The 17,684-nt window shown below is 67.0% G+C and carries 13 protein-coding genes; 5 read left to right on the top strand and 8 right to left on the bottom strand.

The features are described from left to right. The gene (locus GS424_RS00940) at nt 1-840 is read left to right on the top strand and encodes a putative hydro-lyase (protein WP_160942160.1); all 840 of its coding nucleotides are present in this window, start codon (nt 1-3) and stop codon (nt 838-840) included. Between the two features lie 251 nt (nt 841-1,091). Continuing rightward, nucleotides 1,092-1,856: a LamB/YcsF family protein gene (locus tag GS424_RS00935; protein WP_160942161.1), complete on the top strand. Its 765-nt coding sequence runs from the start codon at nt 1,092-1,094 to the stop codon at nt 1,854-1,856. Nucleotides 1,857-2,013: 157 nt separating this feature from the next. On the opposite strand, the gene GS424_RS00930 is transcribed toward GS424_RS00935, so the two are convergent. Further along, on the bottom strand, nt 2,014-3,696 hold the full coding sequence (locus tag GS424_RS00930; protein WP_160942162.1) for an FAD-dependent oxidoreductase: 1,683 nt from the start codon (nt 3,694-3,696) through the stop codon (nt 2,014-2,016). A 224-nt stretch (nt 3,697-3,920) separates the two neighbouring features. Here GS424_RS00930 and GS424_RS00925 point away from each other — a divergent pair, with 224 nt between their 5' ends. After that, nucleotides 3,921-5,357, top strand: a complete 1,437-nt coding sequence (locus GS424_RS00925) for a response regulator transcription factor (RefSeq protein WP_160942163.1) — start codon at nt 3,921-3,923, stop codon at nt 5,355-5,357. Between the two features lie 69 nt (nt 5,358-5,426). Here GS424_RS00925 and GS424_RS00920 read toward each other — a convergent pair whose 3' ends face one another. The 4 genes from GS424_RS00920 to GS424_RS00905 form a co-directional block, all read right to left on the bottom strand. Continuing rightward, a complete protein-coding gene (locus GS424_RS00920; protein WP_154333281.1) occupies nt 5,427-6,200 on the bottom strand; it encodes a carboxymuconolactone decarboxylase family protein in 774 nt (257 codons plus the stop codon). Nucleotides 6,201-6,346: 146 nt separating this feature from the next. Continuing rightward, nucleotides 6,347-7,147, bottom strand: a complete 801-nt coding sequence (locus tag GS424_RS00915) for a protein-ADP-ribose hydrolase (RefSeq protein WP_244977630.1) — start codon at nt 7,145-7,147, stop codon at nt 6,347-6,349. Nucleotides 7,148-7,231: 84 nt separating this feature from the next. Then, complete coding sequence (locus tag GS424_RS00910; RefSeq protein WP_160942164.1) at nt 7,232-8,482, bottom strand: Nramp family divalent metal transporter; 1,251 nt, start codon at nt 8,480-8,482, stop codon at nt 7,232-7,234. Between the two features lie 153 nt (nt 8,483-8,635). Continuing rightward, nucleotides 8,636-10,117 (bottom strand): response regulator transcription factor, encoded by a 1,482-nt coding sequence (locus tag GS424_RS00905; protein ID WP_015759854.1) that lies wholly within the window; start codon nt 10,115-10,117, stop codon nt 8,636-8,638. A 295-nt stretch (nt 10,118-10,412) separates the two neighbouring features. Here GS424_RS00905 and GS424_RS00900 point away from each other — a divergent pair, with 295 nt between their 5' ends. Further along, a complete protein-coding gene (locus tag GS424_RS00900) occupies nt 10,413-12,158 on the top strand; it encodes an FAD-dependent oxidoreductase (RefSeq protein ID WP_015759853.1) in 1,746 nt (581 codons plus the stop codon). Between the two features lie 107 nt (nt 12,159-12,265). Here GS424_RS00900 and GS424_RS00895 read toward each other — a convergent pair whose 3' ends face one another. Genes GS424_RS00895 through GS424_RS00885 form a run of 3 tightly spaced genes read right to left on the bottom strand, consistent with a single transcriptional unit; the run spans nt 12,266 to nt 16,201 of the window. Next, the gene (locus GS424_RS00895) at nt 12,266-13,051 is read right to left on the bottom strand and encodes a DmsC/YnfH family molybdoenzyme membrane anchor subunit (protein ID WP_160942165.1); all 786 of its coding nucleotides are present in this window, start codon (nt 13,049-13,051) and stop codon (nt 12,266-12,268) included. Between the two features lie 16 nt (nt 13,052-13,067). Beyond that, nucleotides 13,068-13,634, bottom strand: a complete 567-nt coding sequence (locus tag GS424_RS00890; RefSeq protein WP_160942166.1) for a 4Fe-4S dicluster domain-containing protein — start codon at nt 13,632-13,634, stop codon at nt 13,068-13,070. 11 nt (nt 13,635-13,645) lie between these two features. Further along, complete coding sequence (locus tag GS424_RS00885; RefSeq protein WP_160942167.1) at nt 13,646-16,201, bottom strand: molybdopterin-dependent oxidoreductase; 2,556 nt, start codon at nt 16,199-16,201, stop codon at nt 13,646-13,648. Nucleotides 16,202-16,465: 264 nt separating this feature from the next. Here GS424_RS00885 and GS424_RS00880 point away from each other — a divergent pair, with 264 nt between their 5' ends. After that, the gene (locus tag GS424_RS00880; protein WP_160942168.1) at nt 16,466-17,680 is read left to right on the top strand and encodes an MFS transporter; all 1,215 of its coding nucleotides are present in this window, start codon (nt 16,466-16,468) and stop codon (nt 17,678-17,680) included. The last annotated feature ends 4 nt before the right edge of the window (nt 17,681-17,684 follow it).

Below are 17,684 nucleotides of genomic sequence, written 5' to 3'. Positions count from 1 at the left end.
ATGACGAACACTCCGACTCCCGCCAAGCCCGCAGGCGTTGCCGACGAGGTTTGGGCGCAGATGCTTGCCGCGTCGCCGGTGGAGGCGCGCCGGCTGATCCGCTCGGGCGCGTTCACGGCGCCGACGAGCGGCCTGTGTCCCGGGTACGCGCAGGCGAACCTCATCGTGCTGCCCCGCGAGCAAGCCTACGACTTCCTGCTGTTCGCGCAGCGCAACCCCAAGCCCTGCCCGCTGCTTGAAGTGACCGAGGTAGGCGCACGCGAGGCCGTCATCTGCGCCACCGACTGCGACATCGCCACCGACTTCCCGCGCTATCGCATCTACGAGCACGGCCAGCTGGTGGCCGAGGTGGAGAACGTCGAGGACTACTGGCGCGACGACCTCGTGTCGTTCGTCATCGGCTGCTCGTTCTCGTTCGAGTCCGAGCTCATCGAGGCCGGCATCGAGATCCGCCACAACACCATGGGCTGCAACGTGCCCATGTACCTGACCGGCGTGCCGTGCACGCCCGCCGGCAGTATGTCCGGCAACATGGTCATGTCGATGCGCCCCATCCCCCACGACCAGGTGGTGAAGGCGGTGCGGATTTCCGGCGCCATCCCGAAGGTGCACGGCGCGCCCATCCACATCGGCGACCCCGCGGCCATCGGCGTGCGCGACATCGCGCATCCCGAGTTCGGCGACCCCGTGGACATCCGCGAGGGCGAGGTGCCCGTGTTCTGGGCCTGCGGCGTCACGCCCCAGTCCATCGTCATGAACAGCAAGCCCCCCTTCGCCATCACCCACGCCCCCGGCTGCATGCTCATCACGGACACGAAGAACGCGGATTTGAAGGAATAGGGTCGCGCCGGGACGCGTACGCTGGTTGGAGCTCGCGTTCCAACCAGTATCACGATCACGAAAAATTCGAACGAGTGTTTCACGTGAAACACTCGCAAGCGTCCCAATTCAACAGACGCTGTCTGTCAGATTGTCTTGACGGCATGACGGCCAACGTGCCATTGGGGGCAATCCGAACGCGCGTGAAGTATTCGCGGCGTGCCGGCCATTGCTCTACAATAGGGGGCAAACGACGCGGAAGAAGGGTGCTTATGTATCGCATCGACTTGAACAGCGACCTGGGCGAGAGCTTCGGGCGCTACACGCTGGGCCTCGACGACCAGATCATCCCGCTTGTTTCCAGCGCGAACATCGCGTGCGGGCAGCACGCGGGCGACCCCATGGTGATGCGCAAGACGGTGGGCATGGCGAAGGACGCGGGCATCGCCATCGGCGCGCACCCGGGCTACCCCGACCTGCAAGGGTTCGGCCGCCGCGACATGAACCTGTCGCCGGACGAGGCGTACTCCTACATGCTGTACCAGATCGGCGCGCTGCAGGCGTTCTGCTCGGCGCAGGGCGTGCAGCTCGCGCACGTGAAGCCGCACGGCCAGCTGTACAACCACGCCGCCATCGACCCCGAGCTGGCGGCCGCGTTGGCGCAGGCCGTTCGCGACGTGGACCCGCAGCTCGTGCTGGTGGGCCTGGCGAACAGCGCGCTGGTGGACGAGGGGCGCAAGCTGGGCCTCGTGACGGCCGAGGAGTTCTTCGCCGATCGCAACTACACCGACGAAGGGCGCCTGGTCAGCCGAAACGATCCCGCCGCGCTCATCCGCGACGAGCAGGAGGCCATCGAGCGCGTGAAGAACGCCATCCGCGAAGGGGCCGTGCTCTCCGTCACGGGCAAGCTGGTGGACCTCCATCCCGACACGCTGTGCGTGCACGGCGACTCCCCCACCGCCCTCGCGTTCGTCAGCCGCATCCGCCAGGAACTCGAGCAAGACGACATCGCCATCAAAGCAGTAGGCGTGGAGTAGGATTGCGCGCCGCGCCGTCGAGTACGGCGATCCCCGCCCGATAACGTGCAGACGGCCCCGCGCGAGGGAGGGTTTGCGCGGGGCCGGGTTGATGAGGGGCCGCGCCGTGCGGCGGCGGCCCCGGGATGAGCGATTGCGGCGATGCCGCCACCAGATGTTACTTGGCGGCGAGCGCTTTGCCGATCATGCGGGCGAACGTCACCGAGCGGCCGCAGCAGTTGCCGGTGGACATGTTCGGGTACGTGTGCGCGTAGTAGGAACCCGAGTCGACGCCGGTCACGTACAGGCCCTCGATGACCTCGCCCGACTCGTTCACGGCCTGGAAGTTCTCGTTGATGGTGATGCCGTCAAGCGTGCACAGCATGTAGCCCGAGGTGCGCACGCCGTAGAACGGCGCCTTGCGCACGGGCGACAGGCGGAAGGCCTCTTTGCCGAAGTCAGGATCAACCTGGTTGTCGTAGTTCTCGTTCTGGCGATCGACCGTCTTCTTGAGGTTCTCGACCGGGAGCCCCAAGCCCTTGGCCAGCTCCTCGATGGTGTCGGCCTTCACGATGTAGCCGTCGGCCAGCAGCCCCTCGTTGATGCCCTTCACCGTCTCGAGCGTCATGTTCGTGGGCGCGCCGTTCTCGAACGGGTACACGCGCGCGCAGCCGTGGATGTCGAACTGCTCGAGATAGGTCTCGTAATCCGAATCCCAGATGTCCACCACGGTGTGGTTCGGCTGCGTGAGCGCCGCGTTCAGGATGTAGTCGTACGGGCCGGACTCGTTGGCGAAGCGCTCGCCGTTGAGGTTCACCTTAAGCCACGGGTTCGAACCCATCCAGAACAGCGACCCCGTGGTCTGCGCGCCGCCGAACTCGTCGGGCTTCACGGCAACGCGGTCGAACACCATGGCCGTGTGCACCTCGTCCATGCGCGCACCCGCCCACAGGCACGACTTGATGCCGTCGCCCGTGGTGCCGTCGATGGCGATGGACAGCGAGTACTTGTTCAGCGTCTGCGGCTGCAGCGCCTTGAGCATGTCCTCGTTGCGCGCATAGCCGCCCGTGCACACGACGGTGCCCTTGCTGGCGTTGATCTTGATGTAGCCGTCGGAGCCCTTCGCGATGGCGCCGGTCACCTTTCCGTTCTCGTGCACGAGCTTCACCAGCGGCGTGGTGAAGCGGAAGTCCACGCCCACCTTCTTGGCGTAGTCGCCCAGCACGATCTTGCCGTTCGTGACGTCTTTGAGGCCCGCGAACTCGGCATCGGCCGGCCAGCTGGGGATGTGGCCCGTGGCCCAGTGCTTGTACGTGGACGGCTTGGCATCGTTCGCCGCCTCGAAGAACAGCTCGAAGCCGGCCTCCTCCAGGCGATCCTGGTACCAGTCGATGGCCTCGCCGGAGTTCTGCGCCCAGATGTGGTAGAGGCGCGGGTTGCAGTAGCCGTTCGCGTAGCGCATGAGGTCGTTGCAGATCTCGTTCTCGTCGATTTCGCAGCCGGCCTCCTTCTGCAGGCGGCTGTTGAGCGAGCCCAGGTTGTCGCGGACGCCGCCGCCGATAGCGGCCTTCTCGAGGCAGACGACCTTCGCGCCCTCCTCAGCGGCCGAGCAAGCGGCGAACAGGCCGGACGTGCCGGCGCCGCACACGAGGATCTCGGTGTCGACGGTCTCGACGATCTTGTCCTCGGGAATCTCGGGCTCAGCGCCCAGCCAATCGTTCACTGCAGCGGCGGCCGCATCCTCCTTCGAGGGCGCAGCGGCAGGCGAGCACCCCGCCAAGCCGGCCCCTGCCAGCGCGGCGGCCGCGGCTCCCAAACCCAGAAATGCGCGACGGCTCAATCCCTTGTTCGCTTCCGTCATGACTCTCCCCTTCCTTCTTGTGAATGTGGTCGAAGCGCCGAAACGCCCCGGTTGGAACGCATTCAACTCTACGGGTCATCCACCGGAAAAGCGTCACGTGACCCGAGTGAAGCGTCTCATACGGGTCGGGTGATTTTGCCTCCCGCCCCCTCGTGCGGTGCCGGCTCCTGCTAGAATAGCCCCCGGAAACACCGCACGATGCCTATCCGGGAGGGGATTCAAGCATGGCTGCCGCGTTCCCTCATACCGCGCCCAAGCCGGTGCACCCGCTGCGCTTCCTCGCGTGCACCGCCGCGCTCATGGGCTCGTTCATCGGCTACTGGCTGCTGAACTACAGCGCCTTCCCCCTGTTCGATCACGTGTACCTGTGGACGCGCGAAGCCAGCGCCGTCGTGGGCGGCCTCACGCTCACCGTGCTCGCGTTCGCGTCGTACTGGCATCCGCGCCTGTTCACCAGCCGAAGGTTCCTCGTGGCGGCGGTGTCGACCATGGTTGCGGGATCGCTCGTGATGGCGGTGGGGATCTTCGGGTCGCTGCCAGCCGTGCTCGTGTGCGGCGCGGCGCTGGTCACCGTGGGGACGGGGCTGTCGAACATCATCGTGGGCATCGGGTGCATCGGGCTGGACATGCGCCGGCTCGGCATCAGCGTCACGCTGGCGTACGTGCTGGCCTACGCGCTGCGCAGCGTGTTCGCGCTGCTGCCCTGGGGCGTGAACCTGGCGCTGTTTTGCGTCATCCCGCTCGTCGCCGTGCTCGTCATCGCGCCGTACGCGCGCCCCCTGCTCAACCAGGTGTATGCGGAAGGCTCGCCCGCGCAGGCCGCGGTCACGGCGCCGTCGTCGTTCCTGCCGTTCGGCCACCAGCTGTTCGTCACGCTGCTGCTGTTCCGCTTCATCTACGGCTACACGCTCACGTTCGGCGAGGTGGAGCGCGTGCCGCTGCTGGCGCTCGGCGCGTTGGCGCCGCTCGTGCTGGTGCTGGGATACGTGATGCTCAGCCGCAAGGATTTCTCGCCCGACGCGTTCTTCCAGCTGTCCATCCTGTGCTCGGTGGCCGGGTTCCTCGTGCTGTCCATCGCCACAGTGAACGGCACGCTGATCAGCACGCTCTTGTCGTGCGGCACGGGGTTCTTCGAGATTCTCATGTACTTCGTGCTCATCGCGCTGGGGGCGAAGAACACGGTGAGCGCGCTGCCGATGCTGGCCTGGGGCAATGCCATGGCGTCATGGGGCACGCTGCTGGGCGCCAACTTCGGACGGTTCACGAACGAGATGGCGGCCGACGCCACCACGACGTCCATCATCTCGGCCTGCATCGTGTTCGGCATCGTGGCGTACGTGGTGCTCGTGCAGAAATCGTTCAGCTTCTCGCACACCATCCAGGGCATCAAGCCGCTCACGCCGCTCGTGTCGTCAAGCGCGGGCGACGGCCCGCTGTCCCCCGTCGCCGACCGGTGCGCGGCCATCGGCACGGCCGCCGGGCTCACCGATCGCGAGCAGGAGATTTTCGAGTACCTGGCGCGCGGACGCAACGTCCGCTTCATCCAGGACGAGCTGACCGTGTCGTACAACACGGTGAAAACCCACGTCAGCCACATCTACGCGAAGCTCGACGTGCACTCGCACCAGGAGCTGATCGACCTGGTGGAGCGTCAGGCTTAGCGCCCGGAAGCATGCGAACGCCCGTATTCGGGCGAATACGGGCGTTATGACGGACCGGCTAGCGCCCGGCTATTCGGCGTCGGCCTCGAGCGCCTCGGCGGCCTCGTCGATGCAGCGCAGCGCGTTGAGGCTGCGCGGGTAGCCGATGTAGGGCACGCACTGGGACACCACCTTGATGAGGAACGCGCGGTCGTTGCCCACGCGCATGTTCGCCTGCGCGTGGCTGACCAGCTGCGGCTCGCACCCGCCCTGAGCGGCCAGGAAGCACAGCGTGATCATCTCGCGCTGCGCGTCGTCGAGGCCCGTGCGCGTGTAGTAGTCGCCGAAGCAGTTCTCGGCCAGCCAGCGGTTGATGTGGCGCGTTTCCTCGGGACCCGACTGGTAGAAGTCGGCCATATGCGGCCCGAAGAGGTCCACCTGCTTCTGCGCGCCGGCTTCGAGGCGCGTGTCCTCGGTCGTGGTGGCCTGCCCCTCGAGCGGCAGCGACACGAGGCGATGCTCCAGCAGCTCGTTCACCGCGTACAGGAACGGCAGCATGCGCCCCATCCCCACGTACGGCGTGGCCTGGTAGACGATCTCCTTGATCTCAACCGGCGTGAGGCCCACGTTGAACGCGCCTTTCGCCATGGCCTTGAACAGGTCGATTGCCTGCGCGCCGACGAGCGATGCTAGAATGGCCATCATGCGCGTGCGGTCGTCCAGGTCGTCGCTGGCGGGCACTTCGCCGAAGGCGAAGCGATCGAGGCGCTCGACGAACTCGGGATCGGTGCTCGCGAGCGGCGAATCGAACCCGGGGAAGAGACGCTTGCGATAGGCCTGCGCTTGCTCGTTGATCGTAGTCATGCTTGCTCCTTCTCACCTGCTTGTTGTATTGAGGTCATAGTACCTCTTCGAGTTGGCTCCAAGTCAACTGTTACCAATAAAGAAACATATTACCGAAGGCACCGCGCCGAATAACGCACGCGGCCCCTCCCCGTGCCCGCCGTGCGCTAACCCAGCACCTCGCGGTACACGCGCTCGTCCTCGTCTCCGAACACGTTGAACACCACGCGCTCGATGCGCTCGTCGCGCGCGAGCCACGCCCGCACCTCCCCCACCGCAATGCGGGCGGCGCGCTCGCGCGGGAAGCGAAACTCACCCGTCGAGATGCAGCAGAACGCAAGGGACGCGCCGCCCGCAGCGGCCGCGGCGTCGAGGCTCGCGCGGTAGCACGACGCCAGCTGCTCCTCCTGCGCGGCGGTCGGCTCTCCGGTGGGAACCTGCGGCCCCACCGTGTGCACCACGAAGCGCGACGGCAGGTTGAACGCGGGCGTCACCTGCGCGCGCCCCACCGGCTCGTCGTGCCCCTGCGCGCGCATGAGCTCGTCGCACGCCAGGCGCAGCTGCATCCCGGCGAACGTGTGGATGGCGTTGTCGATGCAGTGGTGCCCGGGAATGAAACAGCCCAGCAGCTTGCTGTTCGCGGCGTTCACGATGGCGTCCACCGCGAGCGTGGTGATGTCGCCGCGCCACAGCGCCAGCCGCCCGTCGACACCGCCGTCGCCCACCGGCGCCAGCGCGCTCGCGTCCGTCACGCCCGCCCGCGCGATCAGCGCGCGCAGCACGGCGTCCTGCTCTTCCAACACCGCGACAGGCACCGGACGCGGAAGCCGCATGTTCATGAGCGAGCGCGCGAGCGCCCAGCGCTCGGCAGGGTCGTCCGGCACCGCCAGCCCGGCAAGCTCCACCCGCTCCTCGGCCAGGAACGACACCAGCCGCCCCAACGCCTCGTGCATCGCCGCCTCGTCCACGTTCAACCTCCCTCGAAACACGTGCGCCCGCCGAAACCGGCGGGCGCACGAACGCTCATAACCTCATCGGCACCGTCGTCGCGCCTACGCGCCTACCAGCGCCTGCAGCGACGAGATGAAGCTGGACATGTTGCGCCAGCACATGAACAGCGTGATCACGATGATCACCACGCCCGCGCAGTTCGCGAACGCGTGGTTCTTCCACTTGCCCAGGTCCTTGCCGTTCGCGCAGTACAGCACGAAGAACGCCATGATGGGCAGCAGGATGGCGTTCGCCGCCTGCGCCACCAGGATGAGCTCGGTCGGGCTCTTGCCCAGCACGACGGCCATCACGCAGCCGGCCACCAGCACGATGATCCAGATGATCTTGAAGCGCAGGTCCTTGACCGTCTTCTTCCAGCCCAGCACGCCGTTCACCGCGTACGCGGCCGAGAACGACGCCGTGATGGCGCTCGAGAAGCCGGCAGCCAGCAGGCCCAGGCCGATCAGCCACGTGGCCCACGAGCCCAGCAGCGGCTGCAGCGCCAGCGCCATGTCCTTGCCGTTCGTCACCACGTTCTCGGTGCCGTAGATGTTCGCGGCGGCGCACACGAGGATGGCCATGGAGATGATGCCGCCCAGGCCGATGCTCAGGATGGTGTCGAAGCGGGCGTCGGACACCTGCTCGGGGTCCTTGAAGCGCTCGGACGCACCGGAGGCATGCAGGAACAGGTTGTACGGCACGATGGTGGTGCCGATGAGGCCCACCGCGGTCAGGATGCCCTTCGATCCCTCTTCGGGCAGCGCCGGCACGAACAGGCCGTGCGCGATGGCGCCCCAGTCGGGGCTCGACGCGAACGCCGTGACGAGGAACACCACGCCCATGAACACGACGATGCCGGTGAGGATGACCTCAACCACCTTGTACGAGCCAATCCACATGGCGGCGAACGCCAGCAGCCCCAGCACCACGACGATGGGGATCATCGGGATGTCGGGCGTGACGGCCTGGATGCCCAGGATGCCGCCCGTGATGTTGCCCGTCTCATACGCGATGTTGCCCACGAAGATGGCGATGATAACAATCACGATTGCAATCCACATAAGCGTCTTGTTAGGAATACGATCGCGGATGTTTTCACCCAGACCCTTGCCCGAAACGATACCCACGCGCGACGCCATCTCCTGGAAGATGATGGTGGCCACCGTGGCGAACAGCAGCGCCCACAGCATGGTATAGCCGTAGCTCGCACCCGAAACCGTACAGGTGGTGACGGTGCCGGGGCCGATGAAGCCCGCAGCGACCAGCGCGCCCGGTCCGATGTTCTTGAACTTCTGAACGATAGAACTGCTCATACCCACTCCTTTCCCTACTCTCAGTCGAGCGGACGCGAACGCGCGCCCGCATTTCCCCATTACGATGCCTGTACTTTAGCAGAATAAAGGTCCCGCGTATACGCTGGGCTTATAGAGCGGCCGAGGCTTTCGGCGGTCGCAGCGCGCGCGGGCCTACTCGGCCGAGTCGTGCGGCACGACGCATTCCGACCGCTCGATGAGGTCGATCACCTCGTCGCGCGAATGCACGTCGAGCTTCTGGTAAATGGACTTGATGTGGTACTTCACCGTGTTCTCCGACACGACCAGCTTCTCGGAGATCGCGCGCGCCGTGCGCCCCTGCCCCAAGTGCACGAGGATCTCCGACTCGCGCGGCGTGAAGCCGTAGGTCTCGGCCACGTGCGCGCACCGCGCCTCGAGCGCATCGCCCTGCTGCTCGGCCGTGGGCGCGCCGCCCTCGGGCACGACGTCGACGCCGCGCAGGTTCTTGTCCTTGAACAGGAACATCGACACCATCGCCAGCAGGTAGATGGCCACGAGCGCCACCGCCGTCAGCGTGATGTCGCCCTGCCCCAGCGTGTGCGCGTTCAGCATGCCCACCAGCGTTCCCGCCATCTGCGCCGCGTTCGTGCAGATGAGCGAGCACGAGAACAGCAGCGCCGCCGGCAGCTTCGTGTCGTGCACGGTATGCGCCACCATGCACCACAGGATGATGCCCGCCACCAGCGTTCCCAGCTGGGCGCACGCGTTCGCCAGACCGCCCACGCCGTTCCAGATGAGCGGCAGCAGCAGAAAGCCCGCCGCCGACAGCGGCAGCGCCATGCGGTACACCGATCCCAAGCTGGGCTGGCTTTTCACCAGCAGCGCCGGCAGCAGCAGCGCCACGATGACGATAGCCTGCGTGATGAGGGACGTGGACTGGAACGTCCCCAGCGGAATGGCCTCCGACAGCGACAGCTGCAGCATGAGGCCGCTCATGAACGAGAGGATGGCGGTGCCCAGCACGGGGCGCCACAGCGCGGACAGCGCGCCCTTGAACACCGGCGCCGAGTACTCCTCGGCGATGGGCTCGCGCGCGGCGAGGCACTGGCGGCAGAACACCACGGACGCAAAGAACAGCACCGCGCCCACCGGCAGCATGAGCGCCGAGGGCAGCAGCGTCACCACGAGGTACACCACCAGGCTGAGCCCGCTGCTCATCAGCACGAACAGGTACACGCGCCGCAGGTCGAACGTGCCCGAGAAGCGCGCCCACAGCAGGTTGATCAGCGCGTCGCCCGCGCCGAAGCACAGGCCGCCCGCCACGAGCCACGGCACGAGCTCGTCCAACGGCACGAACCCCGCGAACTGGAACGCCATGCGCGTGACGATGAAGCCCGTGGCCGCAACGCCCGCGCACACGAGAATCACCGCGGGCGGAAACCCGCGGCCCGCGCGCCGCGCCAACGCGATCATCGCCGCGTACACCACCATGCGCGCCGCGATCACCGCCACGAGGAACAGCGACTGCACGAGGGCGCCCGACTCGCCCAGCGAGGTGAGCACCGTCGGCGACTCGAACGACATGTAGCCGAACGTCAGATACAGCGCATACCCGCTCATGAACACGACATCGCGCGCCCGCATGCCCGCAACCAAATCCTTCAAACAGCTCATCGGCCCCTACCCTCCGTCTGTTTCCCTGCCAGTATATCCCATCCCCATCAATTCGTCTTTTGCTCATGGTTTGCCGTCCGATCGACGGTTTTTCGCGTCCCACCTCGGCTACCCACCCGTATCAGGTAGGGCGTTCACCGGGGGAAATGCGAAAAACTACCCGCGCGGAGGTATGGCAGGCGAGCACGCAGGCACGTATGGTTGGTGGCGCAGGGGAGGATTCCGTCACGGAAATCCTCACGATGAAGCGGGCGGTCTGGGGCCGTCGCGCTTCTCATCGAAAGGAGAGAGGGACATGAAAGAAACCAAACTGAGTCGTCGCGCATTCCTGGGCCTCGGTGCCACCGCGGCCGTCGCCGCCGGAGCCGCCGGGCTTGCCGGCTGCGCACCGCAGCAGGGTGCCGGCACCGCGTCGGCCGAGGGCAACGGCGGTTCGGGCAGCGCCGCAGCGTCGAGCGTCTCCCCCACCAACTACACCCCCGACTTCCTCACGCCGCCGGAGGTTCCCACCGACATCAAGGAGGAGAAGGACTGCGACGTCCTCGTCATCGGCATGGGCCTGGCCGGCACCGCCGCCGCCAAGGAAGCCGCCGAGGCCGGCAAGAAGGTCATCGTGCTGGAGAAGCAGCCCGAGGACAGCTATTCCGTCATCTCCATGGCCGGCGACTTCGGCGTGGTGGGCTCGCAGATCCAGAAGGACCTGGGCATCGAATGGGCACCCAAAGCCGACATCATGAACGAGTACGTCAAGGAGACCGGCGGTCGCTGCGACACGTGGATGATGAGCTACTGGTACGACCACTCCGGCGAGGACTTCGACTGGTTCATCGAGGGCGCCGACTACGAGGTGCTGAAGTCCACGGCCGCCAACCGCGAGACCGACAAGCCGAACTTCATCCGCCCGAAGTGCTTCCCCAAGCTGGAAACGTACGACTACAAGGAAGAAGTGTACCCGTACTTCCACGGCACCATCACCACGAACCCCAACATGCAGTGGGCGTGCGAGGCGGCCTTCAACGCCGCCCTAGCCGCCGGTGCCGAGCTCATCTACGAGGCCGAGGGCGAGCAGCTCATCAAGGAAGGCGACGCCGTGGTAGGCGCCTACGCCAAGACGAAGGACGGCTACCTCAAGGTGAACGCCAAAGCCACCGTGCTGTGCTGCGGCGACTACGGCGCGAACACCGAGATGCGCCACTACTACGCGCCGTGGACCGAAGAGTTCATGGGCGGCGTGGATGACGGCCGCGGCCAGCTCATGGGCATCTGGGCCGGCGGCTGGATGGAGCTGGGCCCCCACGCGCCGATGACGCACCACATGGGCGGCGCCCTGGGCGTGGACAGCTTCCTGCAGCTCAACATGGAGGGCAAGCGCTTCATGAACGAGGACGTGCCCGGCCAGAACATCGCCGACGAGCACACGCGCCAGCCGGTCGCCAAGGACCCCGAGCTTGCCAAGGCGGGCGTGAAGTCCTGGCAGATCTTCGACAGCAAGTGGCCCGAGCAGATCATCCACATGCCCGACGGCCACGGCTACACCACCTACTTCGTTCCCGACGACAAGATCGCCGAGTACGAGACCGTGCTGTCCGGCTTCGGTCTGGGCTACACGACGCAGGCCATGGTGGACGAAGCGGCCGACGTCAAGTGCGACACGCTTGAGGAGCTGGCCGAGAAGACGGGCCTGCCCTACGACACGATGAAGGCCGAGATCGAGCGCTACAACGAGCTGTGCCACAACGGCCTGGACGAGGATTTCGGCAAGATGTCGAAGCGCATGTTCCCCGTCGAGAACCCGCCGTACTACGCGTGCAAGTTCGGCAACGCGGGCATGCTGGTCATGTTCGGCGGCCTCGAGTGCAACCACGACCTGCAGGTGACGAAGGACGGCACGAACGACCCGATCCCCGGCCTGTACGTGGCCGGCAACACGATGGGCCGCCGCCTCCAGGTGGACTACCCCGTGGTCGTGGCCGGCATCAGCCTGGCCACCGCCCTCAGCTTCGGCCGCCTGGCCGGCAAGAACGCCGCCGCTGCGGTGTAAGCGCCTCCCCCCGCGAGGCGTCCCCTCCTCCCCTCCGGACGCCTCCGACACGAAGGGCCCCTCTCGCCAAGCTGCGAGAGGGGCCCTTCCTCGGTACGCCAGCGAACCTACATCATGCCCGCGGCGAAGAAGGCGTAGCGGGCGAGCACGACGCCCACGATCGCAAGGGCGCACACGGCCGCGCCGCCCGCCTGCGCGGGGAGCTTTCCTGCGCGGGTCGCCGCAGCCACGGCGCTTGCGGCCAGCGGCCCCACGATGCCGGCGGCAACCAGCAGCCCCGTCGCGTCCAGGCCGATGCGCACCAGATACAGCCCGAACGCGCCCAGCACCGCGGCGAACGCAACGCCGGCGGCCACGTTCGCCGCAGCCAAGACGCCGCCCGCCAGCGCCGACCGGTCGAGCAGCGCGCACAGGCCCGCGCCCAGCGCGAGGTCGCCCACCAGGAACAGGGGCACGGTCGCAGCGCCGCTCCAAGCCGGCAGGCCCAAACTCTGGTAGTACGCCAGTCCCGTGACCACCATGAGCCCCACGGCAACCAGCCCTCCGGCCCAGCGGATCGGGCGCACCGCGGCGCCCTTCGCCTTCGCCACCGCAAGATCGACGACGATGACCGCCCCGAACGCGATGGACCAGTACGCCTCCTGCGCGATCATGGAGCCGGGGTTCGCCATGCCGTTCACGAACCGCAAGGGCTGCCCCAGATGCAGCAACGTGCCGCACAGGCCCAGTCCCAGCAACACGAGGCACACGAGCGGAAACAGCCAGGGGCGCGCAGGAGCGGCGGCCCCCGAGCCCGCGCGCACGTTCCCGCACAGGGCATCGACCGCGTACGCTCCGGCCGCCAAGCCGGCGAACGTCGTGAACACCAGCAAGGGAAGCATTTCAGCAAACATCTTCATCCCCTCTTTCCTATATATAGTAGACCGACGGATGCGTGCCGGCCTCCGGCAGGTACGGTTCGGCATGCCGCTCTTGCATGAGCTTGCTCGGCGCGCTCTCCGGATCGTTCAAGTCGCCGAACACGCGCGCGTTCGCCGGGCACGCGGCCACGCAGTACGGCTCGACGCCCTCGGCCACGCGCTCGGCGCAGAAGGTGCACTTGCTCATCACGTGGTCGACGTCGTTCATCGACGGCGCGCCGTACGGGCACACCCAGCTGCAGTAGCCGCACGCGATGCACACGTCCTGATTCACCGACACGATGCCGGTAGCGGGGTCTTTGTGCATGGCCCCCGACGGACAGTTGTTCACGCACGCCGGATCCTCGCAGTGGTTGCACAACAGCGGCCGGAAGGCCAGCGTGGTGCGCGGGAACGTGCCCGTCGATTGGTACAGCACGTCGCCGTCCAGGCTTTCCAGGTGGTTCCAGTGCGCGCTGCCGGGAACCTCGTTCGATATCTTGCAGCTGACCGTGCAGGTTTGGCAGCCCACGCAGTGCTGGGTGTCAATCACCATGCCGTAGCGTTTCTCGGTCATGATCTCCTCCTTTACGCCTTCTCGACTTCGACGAGCACGTCATAGAAGGCGCTGTTCGTCATGCTGTAGGCTTCTTCGGCGTCGCAGATGGTGTGATGGGTCAGGTTTTGGTAGCAGCCTTCGATGAAGTAATCGGGCGTCCACCCGCTCTGCGTGGCCACCGTGCCCGGGATGATGCCCTCGGTGAGGAACGCCCGGATCTTCATGTCGCCGCGATCGTTGAGCACGCGCACCACGTCGCCGTGCGCGATGCCGCGCGCCTCGGCGTCGACGGGGTTCATCTGCAGCAGGGGCTCGTCCTGCACCACCTCGAGCGCCGGGTTCAGAATGTGCTGCGTGTGTACGTTCAGGCGGTCGTGGTACTGGATGTACACGAGCGGGTACTTCGCGGCCAGCTCGCCTTCGCGCGGATCCTCGCACGGCGGTTGCCACGTGGGAACCTCCTCGTCGAACGCCACCAGGGACTCGGTATAGAACTCGAACTTGCCGGTGTCGGTCTTGTACCCGGTGCCGTCGGCGTAGACGATGGCGGGGTCGTACAGCGCGTCGGAGCGGCCGAAGATGCCCTGCTCGACCACGTCGCGATCCCAATCGAGGCCGTCCCATGCCGGATGGTCGGTGCCCACGAACTGGCGAATCCATTCTTCGTCGGTTTTGCTCCAGTAGTCCTCGACGCCGGTCTTCTTCGCCAGCAGCGACATGATCTCGACGTCGGACTTGCTCTCGCCCATCGGCTCGATGGCGGGCTGGTTGAACATGGCCCAGGGGCTGCGGTCGACGAGGTCCCAGTGCTCCCAATACGTGCAGGCAGGCAGCACGATGTCGGAGTACTTCGCCGTCCACGTCCACCACGGATCGACGGTGACGATGAAGTCGATGGCCGGGATGACCTCGTTGATGATGCGGTTGGAATCGGGGCTCATGTTGATGAAGTTCGAGTTGGCGATCCACAGGAAGTCGATGGGCACCGGATCGTGGTTCACCGCCGCCGCGTACACCTTGGAGGACGGCACGAGGTTCGCCTTCTTTCCCGTGTCCGACCAATCGGTGAAGTCGTACACCGGGCCCGTGTAGCCGGCAACCGGCTTGTTGGTGGCCGTGCCGCCCGCATGCGACGCGCCGCCACCGGGGACGCCGATGTACCCGGCGACCATGGCCAGCGTGGCCACGGTGCGGAACGGCGCGAAGGAATGGTACACGCGCTGCATGCCCTGGCCCATGCGGATGCCGGCGGGCTGCGCCTCGATGTACTCTCGGGACAGACGTTCGACCACATCCGGGTCGATGCCGCAGATCTCGCCGGTGCGCTCGAGCGTGTACGGAGCGCACGCGTCGACGAGGTGGTCGAACGCGGTGCGGCACGCCACGCCGTCGACCGTGAACGAGCCCGTCAGCGCGGGCTTGACGCTTCCGCCCTTGATGGAGGCCGCATCGGGGGCGGGCACCGCGGTGCCCGTCAGTTCGTCCCAGATCACGTACGTGCCGGCGCCGGCGCCCGCTTCGCCCTGCGCCGCCGGAGCGGTGCCGATGGAACCCTCGTCGGCCTTCCCGGTTCCCGCCGCCGTGGTCACCACCTTGCCGTCGACCATACGCAGGTACGCGCCGTCGTCCTCGCGGATGAGGTAGGGGGCGACCGATTCCTCCACCAGCTTGTCTTTGGCATGCAGGTCGTTGCCGATGATCCAGTTCATCATGCCCAAGGCCAGCGCCGGATCGGTTTGCGGGTTGAGGGGAATCCACTCGTCGGCCATGGCCGCCGTGGAGCACTGGCGCGGGTCGATGACGATGACCTTCGCGCCGTTCTTGCGCGCGGCCACGTAATCGCGCAGCTCGGACGTGTGCGTGTCGGCCACGTTGCGGCCCCACACGATGAGCAGCTTGGAATTCAGGTAGTCGCGCGAGTCGTGGGCGCCGCGGTGCGTGCCGAACACCATGGTCATGCCCATGGACGCGCCGTGATCGCCCATGATGCCCTCGATGTCCCAGGTGGTGGCTCCCACGGTGGCGGCGTAGCGCGTGGGCGCCTCCCACGACAGCTTGCCCAGGTCGCCCGTGAACGAGTAGAACGAAGCGGCCTGCGGGTCTTTGGCCAGCACGGCGTTGAGCTTTTCGGCGATCGCGTCGATGGCCTCGTCCCAGGTGATGCGCTCGAACTCGCCCGAGCCGCGCTCGCCCGTGCGCCGCATGGGGTACATGACGCGCGTGTTTTCGTCCTGCAAGCGCTGGATGTAGCTCATGGAGCGCAAGCACGCGTTGGCGTACCCCGGCCGCCCCGGCATGTCGCCCGGCTCCACGCGCACGAGCTTGCCGTCGCGCACCGTGCCGCGCAGATGGCAGCGCGAGGTGCAGTTCACCGTGCACACCGCGTGCACGGCCTTCTCGCCGGCGGCTGCCGGAGCCTCGTCGGCCAGCGCTTCGGGCGCGCCGGCGCCCTGCGCCCCGAAACCCAACGCGGACGCGACGGTTATCGCGCCGACGCCCTTGATGAACGTGCGACGGGTCAGCTTGCCGTCGCGCATGAAGTACTCGGGTTCGCATACGCCAGCATGCGTCTCGGTCGTCTTCATCTCACCCTCCTCTTCCTCGTCTTCTCCGATGGCCCCAAAAAGGGCCCAAAGGGAACAGGCACCTTTGGGGCCATTCTTGCGGACAAGCTGGACGATACGCCGGCTTCGGAACGCGCTCCACACACGGCAGTGGGAGCGGCACACGGTTGGGCTGCGCACCTAAACAGGGGTTGGACCCACAACATTGTGGGGCTGGCACAGGGCTGGTTGGACAGGCGCGTACACGAAGCCGTACCATCTCCTGCGCAGAGGGGGGGGGACGCCATGGGCGCCGACGAGGAACGGAGCGGCCCGAGCCGCACGCAGGCAACAGGATCATCGAGTGCCGTCACGGCGCTCGTCGCCGTTGCGGCCTTCCTCCTGTTCGGGCTCAACAACACCGAGACGACCGCGCTTCCCACCTACGCCATGTCGCTTGGCGCCGGACCGTTCGTCGCCAGCTTGCAGAACAGCCTGTTCGTGCTGCTCGCCGTCCTCCTGCGCATCCCGCTCGAGCGCGTGGTGGAGCAGCGAGGAAGCCGCTTCGCCATGATCGCGGGAGCGTTGGGGTACACCGTGCCGTGCCTGGCCCTCGTCGGTTGCTCCGAGCTGTGGCAGGTCGTGGTCCTGCGCCTGGCGCAGGCGTTCGGGCTGGCGCTGTTCCAACCGAGCGTGGCGCAGTACCTCGCAGCCACCTCCCCCGCCTCCAAGCTGGGGAGGCGGTTGGGAATCGTGCGGTTCGCAACCACCGCCTCGCTGATGGCGGGGCCGGTGACCATCTTCCCGCTCATCGACGCGCACGGGTACGGAGCGTTCTTCGTCGCGCTCGCGCTTGTGGGAACGTGCGGCACGGCCGTCGCCCTCGCGCTGCCGCGCGACCGCACGGCAGCAGCCTCGCGGCTCGCAGCTCCCGCACCCCTCGCGCTCCCCGCGTCCTCTCCCCTGCGCCAGCGGGTGCTCCTCCTCGCCAGCCCGCTCCTGCTCGCGTCGGGCTACAGCGTGGTCATGAACTTCGGCCAGACCCTCGCCGAAGAAGCGCTCGCATCCTGCAACGACGGCATGCTGTTCGCGTTCCTCAGCACCGGAGGCCTCGTCGGCAGCCTCGTCGCCGGATGGGCGACCGATCGGTTCGGCGCGAAGCGCTCGGTGGGCTGCACCATCGCCGCCAACGGCCTGGGGCTGCTGCTCATGGCGCTGGGCCGCAGCCCCGAAGCGGTCCTCGCGGGGGCGTTCCTGTGCGGAGCGGGATACTTCGGCGCCACGGCCACGCTCGTCGCCGCCGCGGGCGCGTCGTCGGGCGGCGGCGCCGGCACGTTCCTGGCGCGGCAGCAAAGCGCGCTCGACCTGGGAATGATCGCGGGAGGGCTGCTGGCCGGAGCCATGATGCAGGGCGGCTTGCCGGTTTCCGCGACCTATCTGGCAACCTCGGCGGTCGCCGGGGCGGGCCTGGTCGCGTGGGGTATGATGTATCCGAACACGAAGGGGAAGCCGAAGCGCTAGGGGG

Source organism: Eggerthella guodeyinii, assembly GCF_009834925.2.
Taxonomy (GTDB): domain Bacteria; phylum Actinomycetota; class Coriobacteriia; order Coriobacteriales; family Eggerthellaceae; genus Eggerthella; species Eggerthella guodeyinii.
Note: the sequence above shows the minus strand (reverse complement) of the source record. Positions and strands in the feature narration are given on the sequence as shown.